The 11,853-nt window shown below is 71.5% G+C and carries 11 protein-coding genes and 1 pseudogene; 8 read left to right on the forward strand and 4 right to left on the reverse strand.

Features of this window, described 5'->3' with window-relative positions; genetic code table 11:
* Window positions 1-6 precede the first annotated feature (6 nt).
* From KV106_RS16920 to KV106_RS16930, 3 genes are all read right to left on the reverse strand, one after another.
* On the reverse strand, window positions 7-2,217 hold the full coding sequence (locus KV106_RS16920; protein WP_261211217.1) for a cellulose biosynthesis cyclic di-GMP-binding regulatory protein BcsB: 2,211 nt from the start codon (window positions 2,215-2,217) through the stop codon (window positions 7-9).
* A 50-nt stretch (window positions 2,218-2,267) separates the two neighbouring features.
* A complete protein-coding gene (wecB, locus tag KV106_RS16925; RefSeq protein ID WP_261211218.1) occupies window positions 2,268-3,401 on the reverse strand; it encodes a non-hydrolyzing UDP-N-acetylglucosamine 2-epimerase in 1,134 nt (377 codons plus the stop codon).
* 246 nt (window positions 3,402-3,647) lie between these two features.
* Window positions 3,648-4,685, reverse strand: coding sequence for an alpha/beta fold hydrolase (locus KV106_RS16930; protein WP_261211219.1), 1,038 nt, complete (start codon window positions 4,683-4,685; stop codon window positions 3,648-3,650).
* 192 nt (window positions 4,686-4,877) lie between these two features.
* Between KV106_RS16930 and KV106_RS16935 the strand changes: the two genes are divergently transcribed.
* Both KV106_RS16935 and KV106_RS16940 read left to right on the forward strand, forming a co-directional pair.
* Complete coding sequence (locus KV106_RS16935; RefSeq protein WP_261211220.1) at window positions 4,878-5,102, forward strand: antitoxin of toxin-antitoxin stability system; 225 nt, start codon at window positions 4,878-4,880, stop codon at window positions 5,100-5,102.
* 172 nt (window positions 5,103-5,274) lie between these two features.
* A complete protein-coding gene (locus KV106_RS16940) occupies window positions 5,275-5,514 on the forward strand; it encodes a hypothetical protein (protein WP_057594656.1) in 240 nt (79 codons plus the stop codon).
* A 42-nt stretch (window positions 5,515-5,556) separates the two neighbouring features.
* Here KV106_RS16940 and KV106_RS16945 read toward each other — a convergent pair whose 3' ends face one another.
* The gene (locus KV106_RS16945; protein ID WP_261211221.1) at window positions 5,557-6,420 is read right to left on the reverse strand and encodes a LysR family transcriptional regulator; all 864 of its coding nucleotides are present in this window, start codon (window positions 6,418-6,420) and stop codon (window positions 5,557-5,559) included.
* Here KV106_RS16945 and KV106_RS16950 point away from each other — a divergent pair.
* The 6 genes and pseudogenes from KV106_RS16950 to rraA all read left to right on the forward strand — a co-directional run.
* Window positions 6,401-6,544, forward strand: a pseudogene (locus KV106_RS16950) (SDR family oxidoreductase); the annotation flags it as partial. The gene KV106_RS16945 and the pseudogene KV106_RS16950 overlap by 20 nt on opposite strands.
* A gap of 105 nt (window positions 6,545-6,649) precedes the next feature.
* Window positions 6,650-7,273, forward strand: coding sequence for a nitroreductase family protein (locus KV106_RS16955; protein WP_261211222.1), 624 nt, complete (start codon window positions 6,650-6,652; stop codon window positions 7,271-7,273).
* 65 nt (window positions 7,274-7,338) lie between these two features.
* A complete protein-coding gene (locus KV106_RS16960; RefSeq protein ID WP_261211223.1) occupies window positions 7,339-8,226 on the forward strand; it encodes a LysR family transcriptional regulator in 888 nt (295 codons plus the stop codon).
* 94 nt (window positions 8,227-8,320) lie between these two features.
* A complete protein-coding gene (locus KV106_RS16965; RefSeq protein ID WP_261211225.1) occupies window positions 8,321-10,324 on the forward strand; it encodes an aconitase family protein in 2,004 nt (667 codons plus the stop codon).
* A gap of 38 nt (window positions 10,325-10,362) precedes the next feature.
* Window positions 10,363-11,346 carry a Bug family tripartite tricarboxylate transporter substrate binding protein gene (locus KV106_RS16970; RefSeq protein ID WP_261211227.1) on the forward strand — a complete coding sequence of 328 codons (984 nt, stop codon included), beginning with the start codon at window positions 10,363-10,365 and terminating at the stop codon, window positions 11,344-11,346.
* Between the two features lie 3 nt (window positions 11,347-11,349).
* The gene (rraA, locus tag KV106_RS16975; protein WP_261211229.1) at window positions 11,350-11,835 is read left to right on the forward strand and encodes a ribonuclease E activity regulator RraA; all 486 of its coding nucleotides are present in this window, start codon (window positions 11,350-11,352) and stop codon (window positions 11,833-11,835) included.
* Window positions 11,836-11,853 lie beyond the last annotated feature (18 nt).

Consider the following 11,853-nt stretch of genomic DNA (forward strand, 5'->3'; position numbering starts at 1 on the left):
GGGTCCTTACTGCTGCGACTTGCGCGCATGGCGGCGCCGCGCGCGCCAGGCCAGCAGGATCAGCAGCAGCAGCGCGAACACGGCCACGCCGATCACCGGCATGCCCCAGGCGGCGTACGAGCGCCATTCGAAGAACGCGCCTTCGCCGCCGCGGCGCGCGCTCTCGTCCGCGGGATTGCCGCTGTCGAGCCAGCTCACGGGGCCGTCGGCGCCGAGCATCGCGATGTCGCCGCGGTTCAGCACGAAGGGCTTGGCCGGCACCACGGCGCGCGCGCCGATCGGCTGCCACTGCATGCCGTCCTGGCCATGCGCGCGGCTCACCTCGATGGCGCTGAGCTGCGACAGGTCGTCGAGCTCGAGCCACGGCGCCTTGCGGCCATGGATGCGCAGGCTCGCGTCCTTGACCTCCACCTTCGAGGCGGCGCCGTCGACCGCCACCTGCAGCGCGAGGAAGGGCCGGGTCGGCGAGAAGGCGCCGGACTGGGCCACCACCAGCTCGGAGCGCACCGGCGTCACGCCGGCGGCCACGGCCATGCGCACCAGGCGCGCGAGGCTCGCGGGCGCGTCGGCCAGCCAGGCCTGCGGCACGGCGACCTGCGGGTTGCCCGACATCAGCGGCAGCAGGCCGACGAAGCTGCCATCGGGCCGCGCGTCGCCCGCGCGCACGAAACTGGTGGGCAGCACGTTGACCGGGAAGCCCTGCGGCATCTCCTGGCAGTCGTTCGAATAGGGCTGGCGCTGGAAGGACACGCGCACCACGTTGCTCAGGCCCAGCGCATAGCCGGGAATGCGCGCATCGAGGCGCTCGGGTCGGCCATCGGCCTCCAGGCGCTTGGCCGACAGCAGCACGTCGTTCCAGAACACAGAGGCCACGGGACGCGTGGACGAGGCGCCGGGCGCGGCCGCCACGTCGATCACCAGCTCGGAAGGCATGCGGCCGTTGGCCGCGACCACGCCCAGCGGCAGGGTGGCGGTCCACTCGCCGCGCGACACCACGTCGAAGCCGGCCTCGCTGGCGCCGAGGCTGTTGAGGCGGATCGCCGGACGTTCGCTCGCATCGGGCGCGTCGGCCGTGCGCACGCCGGCCTGGCGCGACACCAGCAGGTTGCGCCAGGTCTCGGCGAAAACGCCGGCCGCCTGCGCGCCCGCGTTCTCGGGCACCACGATCACCGGATGCGCGCCCAGCGTGGCGAGGCGCACCTGGCCGGCGCTGCCGGCATCCGCGGCGAGCGCGGTCTGTTGCTCGCGCCAGAGCGCGAAGGCGCGCAGCGCGTCGGCGTCGCCCGCGAACTGCACGGCCAGTGCCTCGAGCGCCTTGGCGATCTGCTGGCGCAGCGCCGTGTCGGCCACCAGCAGGTCGCCGCTGGCCGCGGTGGCGCCGAGCACCAGCAGCGCGCCGACCTCGGCCTCGTTCTTGAGTTCGTAGCGCGCATTGCCGCCGGCGAGACCGGCGAAGGCCGGCAGCGCGGCGAGCCCCGCGGGCACCTGCCAGCCCGAGGTGTCGACGACATCGCCGGCCACCGGGAAGGCCTGGATCTGCACGCGGCGGTTGGCCTGCTCGAGCGCAACGCCGAGGCGCCAGGCGCTGTCGTAGCTGGTCTTCGAGAGATTGCGCGAAGCCACCAGCAGGACCGGGCGCGCGGGCAGCGTGGCCCAGGCGTCGGCGAGGCTGGTCAGCGCGCCGCTGCTGAAGCGGTAATTGAAGCGCGTCTCGGGCGAGATCGCGAGCACGTTGCCGGTCGAGCGTTCGAGTTCGCAGACGCGGCGCGCCACGTTGTTCGACCACTGGACGCCGAGGCGCACGAAGTTCGCCGTGCGCGCGACGCCGGTGTCGACCTTGAGGCTCTGGCTCGCGTCGCCCTCGGCCGCCTCGATGCGGCGCGCCTGCACCGGCCGGCCGTTGACCGTCAGCAGCATCGAGGTGCTGCCGCCCTCGGCCTTGTGATAGCGGCCGCTGAAGTCGATGCTGGCCTCGGTCAATGCAAGGCCGCGCGGCACCGGCAGGTAGAACTCCTGGCGGCTGTCGAAGCCGTTGAGCAGCACGGTGTCGCCGATGCCCAGGTCCGACAGCGCGAAGCTGCGGTTGACCCAGGTCTCGCCCTGCAGGCGCTGCAGCGCGTCGCTCGCGGGGCTGGCGTGCGCGAGGAAGGCGGTGCTCAGGGCGAGCAGGGCCGTGGGTGCGAGTAGGGCGATGCGCCGCGAGAACAGAGAAGGCATGGAAAGACTCGGCAGAAAGACTTGGAAAAAAGAGGGACGGCGCTCGGCGCTCATGGCACGAACTCGGCGGTGTGCCGCTCGCACAGCACGTCCACGATGCGCTGGCTCGCGCGCGCGTCGCCGTAGGGATTGCCGCGACGGCAGAACTCGGCGTGCACGGCGGGGTCGTCGAGCAGGCGGCGCGCCTCGCCCACGATGCGCTCGGGCGAGGTGCCCACCAGCCGCACGGTGCCCGCGGCCACGGCCTCGGGGCGTTCGGTCACGTCGCGCATCACCAGCACCGGCTTGCCCAGCGAGGGCGCCTCTTCCTGCACGCCGCCCGAGTCGGTCAGGATCAGGTAGGCGCGCTGCATGAACCAGACGAAGTCGAGGTAGCCCAGCGGTGCGATCAGGTGCACGTTGGGCAGGCCCGACAGCTGGGCCTTCACCACGTCGTGCACGTTGGGGTTCAGGTGCACCGGGTAGACGATCTGCACGTCGTCGCGCTGCGCCAGCTCGCGCAGCGCAGTGCAGATGTTGCGAAAGCCCTCGCCGAAGTTCTCGCGGCGGTGGCCGGTGACCAGCACCAGCCGGCGCCTGGCATCGACCCAGCCGTGGCGCTTCGCGAGCGTGGCGGCCAGCGGGCGGTCGGACTCGAGCCGCTCGACCGTGGCCGCGAGCGCGTCGATCACCGTGTTGCCCGTGACCCAGATGCGCCCCGGCGGCTTCTCGGCGAGCAGCGCGTCGCGCGAGGAGGGCGTGGGCGCGAACATCCAGCTGCTGACCGAATCGACGAAGCGGCGGTTGAGTTCCTCGGGGAAGGGCGAGCGGATGTCGCCGCTGCGCAGGCCGGCCTCGACGTGGCCGACCGGAATGCGGCGATGGAAGGCGGCCATGGCGCAGGCCGCGGCGGTGGTGGTGTCGCCGTGCACGAGCACGCAGTCGGGCTGCTCGGCCTCGAGCACCGCGTCGGCGCCCGCGATCAGGCGGCCGTAGAGCCCGTTGAGCGACTGATTGGGCCGCATCACGTCGAGGTCGTGGTCGGCCTCGAGGTCGAACAGCGACATCACCTGGGTCAGCATCTCGCGGTGCTGGCCGGTCACGCACACCGAGCTGCGCACGCGCGGCTCGCGGCGCAGGGCGGCGACGAGGGGGGCCATCTTGATGGCCTCGGGACGGGTCCCGAAGATCGACAGTACGTGCATTTCGAGGAATCAGTGGCTGGCGCCGACGCACAGCCTCCCCGCGTGTGGACGCAAGGCGGCGGCAAGCCGGACACGAACAAATGAACAAAGGGGTACTCGCGTACCCCCTCAGGGCGGGACCGGTCTGCGCCGTCTGACCCTCGAAGCCGACAGTGTAACTAAAGCTTTAGAAATCTTTCAATAAATGAAAACATAAGTGTCTACTTTTTGGCACTTCTGGCTGCCGAGGTGGCGGCCAGACCTGGCTCAGACGGCGCGTCGCGCCACGTCCACCACGGCGGTCGCGAAGGCCTGGGGCGCTTCCTGCGGCAGGTTGTGGCCGATGCCGCCGTCGACCTGCCGGTGCTCGTAGAAGCCCGAGAACTTCTTCGCGTAGCTCGCGGGCTCGGGATGCGGCGCGCCGTTGGCATCGCCCTCGAGCGTGATGGTCGGCACCGTGATCGCGGGTGCCTTGGCGAGCCGGTCCTCGAGCGGCTGGTACTGGGCTTCCCCCTCGGCCAGGCCGAGGCGCCAGCGGTAGTTGTGGACCACGATCGCGACGTGGTCGGGGTTGTCGAAGGCGCGCGCGCTGCGTTCGAAGGTCGCGGCATCGAAGTTCCACTTCGGCGAGGCGAGCTGCCAGATCAGCTTCGAGAACGCGTTGCGGTTCCTGTCGTAGCCCAGGCGGCCGCGCTCGGTCGCGAAGTAGTACTGGTACCACCACTGGAACTCGGCCTCGGGCGGCAGCGGGTTCTTGCCGGCCTCCTGGCTGCCGATCAGGTAGCCGCTGACCGACACCAGCGCCTTCACGCGCTCGGGCTGCAGCGCCGCCATGATGCAGGCCGTGCGCGCGCCCCAGTCGCAGCCCGCGACCGTGGCGCTGCGGATCCGCAGCGCGTCCATCAGCGCGAAGATGTCGGCCGCCACCACCGACTGCTGGCCGTTGCGCGGCGTGTCGGCCGAGAGGAAGCGCGTGGCGCCGTAGCCGCGCAGGTAGGGCACGATCACGCGAAAGCCCGCGGCCGCGAGCAGCGGCGCGACGTCGACGAACATGTGGATGTCGTAGGGCCAGCCATGCAGCAGGAGCACCGGCGCGCCGTTGGCGGGGCCGGCCTCGAAATAGGCCACGTTGAGCACGCCCGCATCGATGTGCTTGAGCGGCTCGAGGCGCCGCGGCGTGCCGCCGGCGGACGTCGTGTTCGACTGCGCGAACGCGGGAACGACCGCCGCGAACTGGGCCGTGGCGAGGCCGATGGCGGCCTTGGCGAGGAACGAGCGGCGCTCGAGCGGGGAGGAAAGCGTCATGGGAACTCCTTGCGAATGGTGGTGGATGGCATCGGGCCGAAGGCCTGTCGCGCCGGTGTTGTTCGCGGTGCCTGGCGATCGATGGGGCGGATGTTCATTCGCGGGAGTGGACAGGGGCCGGGGCTGCGTATCGCTGTGTATCGGGAGTGGGTTCGCAGACAGTAAATTTCGTTTTTTGCGAGGAGGGTCGCTATGTCCAAGGAATCCGCATTCACGATGAAGCTGAAGTCCGAGCTGCGCGAGTTCGTGCGCAATCAGCGCGAGGTTCCGGAACTCGAAGCATTAGTGGCGCGAAAGGTGGAGGCCGGTCGACGCGACGTGCGAGTCGGAGAGGGGCGCCCGCATGACGAGGTCGAAGCGGACTTCGGCGCGCGACGAAAGCAACTGCTTCAACGAAGCATCAAGGCTGACGCGTGACGGTTCGGCGGACTCCTCAGGAATGAGGCTATCGACAACTTGAGCCGTCGCATCCGCGCGTCCCGCCTGCCGACCCACCCACCCACGCGGGCGGCTCCTACGCGGCGCGGCCGCGCCGTCCATAGACTCGTTTCCAGTCATTGAAGACCTGGACAACGAGAGGACCATCCGAATGAGCTTCGAGGAAAGAATCGACCTGTGGGAACACGCGTTCATCTGCCGTGCGGAACCCGACGGCAGCGGCCGCTACCTGGCGCGGCTCGACTATGCGGGCGGGCCCGCCTTCATCGCCGATGAACTGCCCGCGGACGACCTCGGCCACGGCAGTGCCGAGGAGGCGCTGCGGCAAGCCCAGCTGCAGGCCATGCGATGGGTGCACGACCGCACGGGCGACGCGCAGGGCCATTTCTGACATTTCTGAGCCTCGCGCCTTGAGCGCCGAGTCCCGGCAGGCTCAGGCGGCCGGCGATTGCAGCGCGGCCGCGAGGAAATCCACCAGCGCCGCCACGCGCCGGCTGGGCGCACCGCCGGGGAAGACCGCGAACAGGTCGATCGGCCCGGCCACGTAGTTGCCCAGTACCACCTCGAGCGCGCCGGCCGCCAGTTCGTGGCGTATGTCCTGCCGGTTCTTGAAGATCACGCCCGTGCCGTTCACGGCCCATTCGCGCAGCACCGAGCCGTCGCTGGCCTCGCGGTCGCCCGACACCTTGACGTTGAAGGACCGATCGCCATCGCGAAAGGTCCAGGCCGCGAGCGGCGCGCCGGGCCTTGCGAGCACCAGGCAGTTGTGCTGCGCCAGCTCACCAGGATGGGCCGGCCGGCCGCGCGCGTTCCAGTAGGCCGGCGCGGCGCAGACCAGCCGCTCGCCGGGCACCAGCAGGCGGGCCTGCAGGTTCGAGTCGGGCAGCGGGCCGAAGCGGATCGCGAGGTCCATGTGGGTCTCGATCAGGTCGATGGTGCTGTCGCTGAGATGCAGCCCGATGCGCACCTGCGGATGGCGCTGCTGGAAGGCGTCGAGCAGCGGCCGCAGCTGCGAGCGGCCGAAGTCGTTGGTGGCGGTGACGCGCACCGGGCCCGACAGTTCGCCCTGCTGGCGCAGGCCGCCCAGGGCCGCATCCCATTCCGAGACGATGCGGCGTGCATCCGCCACCAGCGACTCTCCCTCGTGGGTGAAGGCCAGCCGCCGCGTCGAGCGCTGCATGAGCCGCGCGCCCACCTCCTGCTCGAGTTGGTTGATGGCCAGGGTCACGGTCGAGGTGGCAACGGCGCGCTGGCGCGCGACCCCCGAGAAGCTGCCCCATTCGGCGACGTCGATCATCCGCCGCGCCGCGCACGTGGAAGAGGTCGCGAACATGATCCTCTACGCCAGCTCCGAGCAGGCCTCGGCCACCACCGGCGCCGCGCTGCGCGTCGACGGCGGCGTGGTCGACAGCATCGTCTAGCGCCTCTTTCTCCCCCGATCCCCTGCGTCCCGTTCCAGCCGCTCGCGCCGCCGCGCGCGGGCGGAGGACGGCACGCGTTCGTCCCTTTCATCCAAGGAGATTTCCATGTCCCATCCGAACCCGATCCTCCAGGCCATCGAAGAGCGCCGCACCACCAACCTGTTCGATCCCGCGAGCGGCATCGACGACGAGCGCATCGAGGAGCTGGTGCGCCTGGCCACGACCGCGCCGACCTCGTTCAACCTGCAGAACTGGCGCTTCGTCGCCGTGCGCACGCCCGAGCGGAAAGCGCGGCTGCGCGCCCTGGCCTGGGACCAGGTCAAGGTCAGCGAAGCCGCAGTGACCTTCATCGTCTGCGGCCAGCTCGCCGACCACCGCACGCTGCCCGATCGCCTCGCGGGCGCCGTCGCGGCCGGCTTCATGCCGGCGGAGATGGTCCCGGGCTGGGAGGGCGCCGCCAAGAGCCTCTACTTCGAGCAGCCGCAGCGCCAGCGCGACGAGGCGATGCGCAGCGCGACCTTCGGCGCCGGCACGCTGATCCATGCGGCGCAGGCGATGGGGCTCGGCTCCGCGCCGATGATCGGCTTCGACGCGCCCGCGGTCGCCGAGGCCTTCGCGCTGGCGGCCGACGAGATCCCGGTGCTGCTGCTGGCCATCGGCCATGCCTTGCCCCAGAACTGGCCGCGCAAGCCGCGCCGGCCGCTGGCGCAGGTGCTGCAGCTGGTCTGAGCGGCGGCGCGATCGGCGCGGAGGGCGACTGAGAGAATGCGGCGAAGCCTCCACCCACCCGCTCCATGGCACGCCGCATCGATCCCTACAGCATCCGCCTCTTCGTCGCGGCCGCGCAGGCGGGCTCGATCGCGCGCGCGGCCGAGCGCGAGCACATCGCGGCCTCCGCGCTGGGCCGGCGCATCACCGACCTCGAGCACGCCTTCGGCACCGCGCTGCTGGTGCGCTCGCCGCGCGGCATCGCGCTGACCGACGCCGGCCGGCTGGTGCTCACGCGCGGCATCAAGATCGACGAGGACCTCGAGGCGCTGGCGCGCGAGGTCCAGAGCGAGGGCGGCGAGCTGCGCGGCACGGTGCGGCTGTACGCCAACATGTCGGCCGTGGTCGGCTTCCTGCCCGAGCGGCTGCGGCGCTTCATGCAGGCGCATCCGCAGGCGCGCGTGGCGCTGCACGAGCAGGACACGCGCGACGTGCTGCGCGCCTGCCTCGACGATCTCGCCGACGTCGGCGTCGGCGTGGAGCAGGCGGTGCCGGCCGGGCTCGAGGCCTGGCATTTCGCGCACGATCCGCTGCAGGTGGTGGTGCCCGCGGGGCATGCGCTCGCCGCGCTCGACAGCGTCTCCTTCGCCGCCGTGCTGCGCGAGCCGCTGATCGGCGTGCACCAGGGCGGCGCGCTCGACCGCTCGCTGCACGAGCGCGCCGAGGCCGGCGGCGGCCGCTTCTCGCCCACGGTGTCGGTCAGCAGCTTCGACGCCGTCTGCCGCATGGTCGAGGCCGGGCTCGGCATCGCGATCATTCCGCGCAGCGCGGCCTCGGCCTTCGCGGGCACCGCGCGCTTCGAGCGCCGTCCGCTCGACGAGCGCTGGGCCGACCGCAACCTGCAGCTCTACAGCCTGCGCCGCTCGCCGCAGCCGCGCCTGGTGCTTGCGCTGATCGACAGTCTGCGCGGCTGAGCCGGCCGCGGGTTTCACCTGATCACGCGTTTCGCGTGACCCCCTCTGCCGCCTTGGCGCTTCCCGCGCGCCGGCGGCGGCCGCAGCATGCGGCATGCTCCACGACAGACAAGAAGAACCGCTCGGCGACGCGGCGCTTCGCTTCGATCCCCGCATCCTGTTTCTCGGCACCGCGCCCGACGCCATCGAGGCCGTGCTGCGCGGTGGACGCTCCAGCCTGGCCGCGGCCGGCGCGCTGCGCGACGACGTCTCGACCGACGAGATCACGCCGATCGCGATCCTCACGCACTACGACGAGCAGCTCGGCCGCTTTCCCTACACCGGCCTCGAGGTCGACGGCCGCAAGCCGATCGCGCCCGGCGCCATCGCCGCCTCGGGCATCGAGGTCGTGGTGGCGGGCGGGCGCTACGGCAAAGGCTCGTCGCGCGAGCACAGCCCCGCGGCCGAGAAGCTGGCCGGCGTGCGGCTGGTGATCGCGCGCAGCTTCGAACGCATCTATCGCCAGAACGCCGACAACATCGGCCTGTTCACTTCCACCGATTTCGGCCTGGTCGAGCGCATCGAGGCCGGCGAAGCGATCGACCTCGACGAGTTGCTCGCGGGCCGCGATGCGCTGGCCTGCGCCATCCTGCGCAGCGGCGGGCTGCTGCGCTTCGGCGCCTCGCACCTGCGGCAGCCCGAGGCCGCGCCGGCATCGGACACGGAACGTCCGCGCACGCTGTTCGAGAAGATCGTCGAGCGGCATGCACTCTCGACGCCCGTCACCGGCGGTCGGCCCGCGCCGGGCGACGGCGCCTTCGTGCGCGCCGACCTGCGCTTCATCCACGAGTACTACACCGGCATGGCCGCGCACATGCTGCATGCCGCCTTCGGTCCGCGCCTGGAACTGCACCGGCCCGACAGCATCGTCGTGTTCGAGGACCACACCTCCTACGTGGAGGAAAGCCCGACCCATGTGCGCGGTGGCCTGGTGCCCAACGTGCATCGCATGGTGGAGGCGCAGCGCCGCTTCGCCGCGCAGTACGCGCTGCGCAGCCATCGCACGCCGACCGAGGACGAGGCCGCGCGCGACGACGGCTCGAACGTGGCCGGCATCTCGCATGCGATGGTGGCCGAGCGCCATGCGCTGCCGGGCCAGCTGATCGTCGGCACCGATTCGCACACGCCGCACAGCGGCGCGCTCGGCTGCGTGGCCTTCGGCATCGGCACCACCGACATGGCCAATGCCTTCGTCACCGGCGCCGTGCGGCTCACCATGCCGCGCTCGCTGCGCGTCGAACTCGCCGGCCGGCTCGCCGAGGGCGTGACGGCCAAGGACCTGGTGCTGCACCTGCTGGCGCTGCCCTTCATCCGCGCGGGCGGCGGGGTGGGCATGGTGTTCGAGTTCACGGGCGCCGCGGTGCGGGCTCTGTCCATCGACGAACGCGCGACGCTCACCAACATGACGGCCGAGCTCGGCGGCTTCACCGGCATCGTCGCGCCCGACGAGGAGACGCTGCGCTTCCTGCGCGAGCGGCGCGGCATCGAATTCGAACTCGAGCCCTGGATGCGCAGCGACGAGGGCGCGGTGTACGACCGGACCCTGCATGTCGACTGCGCGGCGATCGGCGCCATGCTCGCCGCGCCTGGCGACCCTGGCAACGGCTTGCCGCTCGCGGCGCTCGCGGCGCCGGTGCGCGTGGACATCGCCTATGGCGGCTCGTGCACCGCCGGCAAGCGCGAGGACTTCGCGCACTACCACGCGGTGCTGCACTGGGCCGCGTCGCGCGGGCTGCGCGTGGCGCCCGGCGTCGAACTGTTCCTGCAGTTCGGCACCACCGCCGTGCGCGACCACTGCATCGCCGCCGGCTATCTCGAGGCCTTCGAGCGCGTCGGCGCGCGCATCCTCCAGCCCTCGTGCGGCGCCTGCGGCAACTGCGGCCCTGGCGGATCCACGCATGCCGCGCAGGTCACCGTCAGCGCCATCAACCGCAACTTTCCGGGCCGCGGCGGTCCCGGCAGCGTCTGGCTCGCGAGCCCGCCCACGGTGGCCGCGAGCGCGATCGCGGGCGAGCTGTTGTCCTTCGCGCAGCTGCGCGCAAGGCATGGCGAGGCCTGAGCGCCAACGACAAGATTCAAACCAACGGAGACGACCCCATGACGAGCATCTCGATGAAACGCCGCGCGCTGGCCGCGATGGCGACCGCGTTCACCCTCGCGCCGATCGGCGCCTGGGCCCAGGCCCTGGGCGGCGACAAGCCGCTGCGCATGATCGTGCCGCTCGCCGCGGGCTCCACGGTCGACGCGGTCGCGCGCGCCGTCGCGCCCGCGCTGGGCCGTGGCACCGGCCACCCGGTGGTGGTGGAGAACGTCGCCGGCGCGGGCGGCATCCCGGGCACGCAGCAGATCGTGCGCGCGCCCAAGGACGGGCTGACGCTCGGCATGATCTCGTCCAACCACGTCATCAATCCCGGCATCTACAAGTCCATTCCCTTCGACAGCCTCAAGGACATCACGCCGATCGCCGTGCTCGCCACCGTGCCGCTGGTGCTCGTGGTCAACCCGGCCCTGCCCGTGAAGTCGGTCAAGGAACTCCTGGCCCACGCCAAGGCCAAGCCCGGCACCCTGAACTACGGCTCGGCCGGCAACGGCAGCACGCTGCACCTCGCGGCCGAACTGCTCGTGAGCGAGACCGGCATCGACATGAAGCACGTGCCCTACCGCGGCACGGGCCCGTTGATCACCGACCTGATCGGCGGCCAGGTGAACCTGGCCTTCGTGTCCGTCTCGCAGGTCGCGCCGCAGGTCAAGGCCGGCACGCTGCGCGCGCTCGCGGTCAGTACCCGCCAGCGTTCGGCCGCGCTGCCCGAGGTTCCCACGCTCGCCGAGGCCGGCGTGTCCGGCTACGAATTCGATGCCTGGATCGCACTGGTCGGTCCCGCGGGCCTGCCCAGGCCGGCGGTGGACGCGGCAGCCGCGGCGATCCGCGCGGCCATGAAGTCGCCCGAGGCGCAGGCCGCCATCACGGGGCAGGGGCTCGCGGTGCTCGACATCGGGCCCGATGCGGCGCCGGCCTTCTTCCAGTCGGAACTGGCGAAGCACCAGAAGCTGGTCAAGCAGTCGGGCGCGACGCTGGATTGAGGCATGCACGGCAACGACACACACGAGGCCACCGCCGATGTCGCCGACCGGCTCGGTTCCGATGCCAGGGTCTGTGAAGTCGGCTTGCGCTCCTTCGGATCGACACGCCGCGCCTCGGGCCTCATCGCCTGCCTGCGTGTCCACGAGGATGCCGGCCTGGTCAGAGACCTGCTCGCGACCGCGGGCGAGGGGCGCATCCTGGTCGTCGATGGCGGCGGCACCTGCCGCATGGCGCTGCTCGGCGACCGGCTCGCGCGCATCGGCCTCGCCAACGGCTGGGCCGGTGTCGTGATCCATGGCGCCGTGCGCGATGTCGAACTGCTGGCCGCGCTGCCGCTGGCCGTGCTCGCTATCGGGACCACGCCCCGGCGCGCGAGCCTGGCCGGGAAGGGCGAGCGCGACGTGGTGCTGGCCTTCGGCGGCATCGAGCTCCGGCCCGGCGATCGGCTGTGGCTCGATGCGGACGGCGTGGTCGTGTCCGCGGCCTGATGCCTTCTGTCGGCGCAG

The sequence above is a fragment of the Variovorax endophyticus genome (assembly GCF_025376855.1).
GTDB lineage: Bacteria > Pseudomonadota > Gammaproteobacteria > Burkholderiales > Burkholderiaceae_C > Variovorax.

Excerpts from the sequence above, each read along its gene's own strand:
- KV106_RS16955 (WP_261211222.1), top strand. The coding sequence starts at position 6,650 with ATGTCCCATCCGAACCCGATCCTCCAGGCCATCGAAGAGCGCCGCACC.
- KV106_RS16920 (WP_261211217.1), bottom strand. The coding sequence starts at position 2,217 with ATGCCTTCTCTGTTCTCGCGGCGCATCGCCCTACTCGCACCCACGGCC.
- KV106_RS16940 (WP_057594656.1), top strand. The coding sequence starts at position 5,275 with ATGAGCTTCGAGGAAAGAATCGACCTGTGGGAACACGCGTTCATCTGC.
- wecB (WP_261211218.1), bottom strand. The coding sequence starts at position 3,401 with ATGCACGTACTGTCGATCTTCGGGACCCGTCCCGAGGCCATCAAGATG.
- KV106_RS16960 (WP_261211223.1), top strand. The coding sequence starts at position 7,339 with ATGGCACGCCGCATCGATCCCTACAGCATCCGCCTCTTCGTCGCGGCC.
- KV106_RS16965 (WP_261211225.1), top strand. The coding sequence starts at position 8,321 with ATGCTCCACGACAGACAAGAAGAACCGCTCGGCGACGCGGCGCTTCGC.
- KV106_RS16935 (WP_261211220.1), top strand. The coding sequence starts at position 4,878 with ATGTCCAAGGAATCCGCATTCACGATGAAGCTGAAGTCCGAGCTGCGC.
- KV106_RS16945 (WP_261211221.1), bottom strand. The coding sequence starts at position 6,420 with ATGATCGACGTCGCCGAATGGGGCAGCTTCTCGGGGGTCGCGCGCCAG.
- KV106_RS16970 (WP_261211227.1), top strand. The coding sequence starts at position 10,363 with ATGACGAGCATCTCGATGAAACGCCGCGCGCTGGCCGCGATGGCGACC.
- KV106_RS16930 (WP_261211219.1), bottom strand. The coding sequence starts at position 4,685 with ATGACGCTTTCCTCCCCGCTCGAGCGCCGCTCGTTCCTCGCCAAGGCC.
- rraA (WP_261211229.1), top strand. The coding sequence starts at position 11,350 with ATGCACGGCAACGACACACACGAGGCCACCGCCGATGTCGCCGACCGG.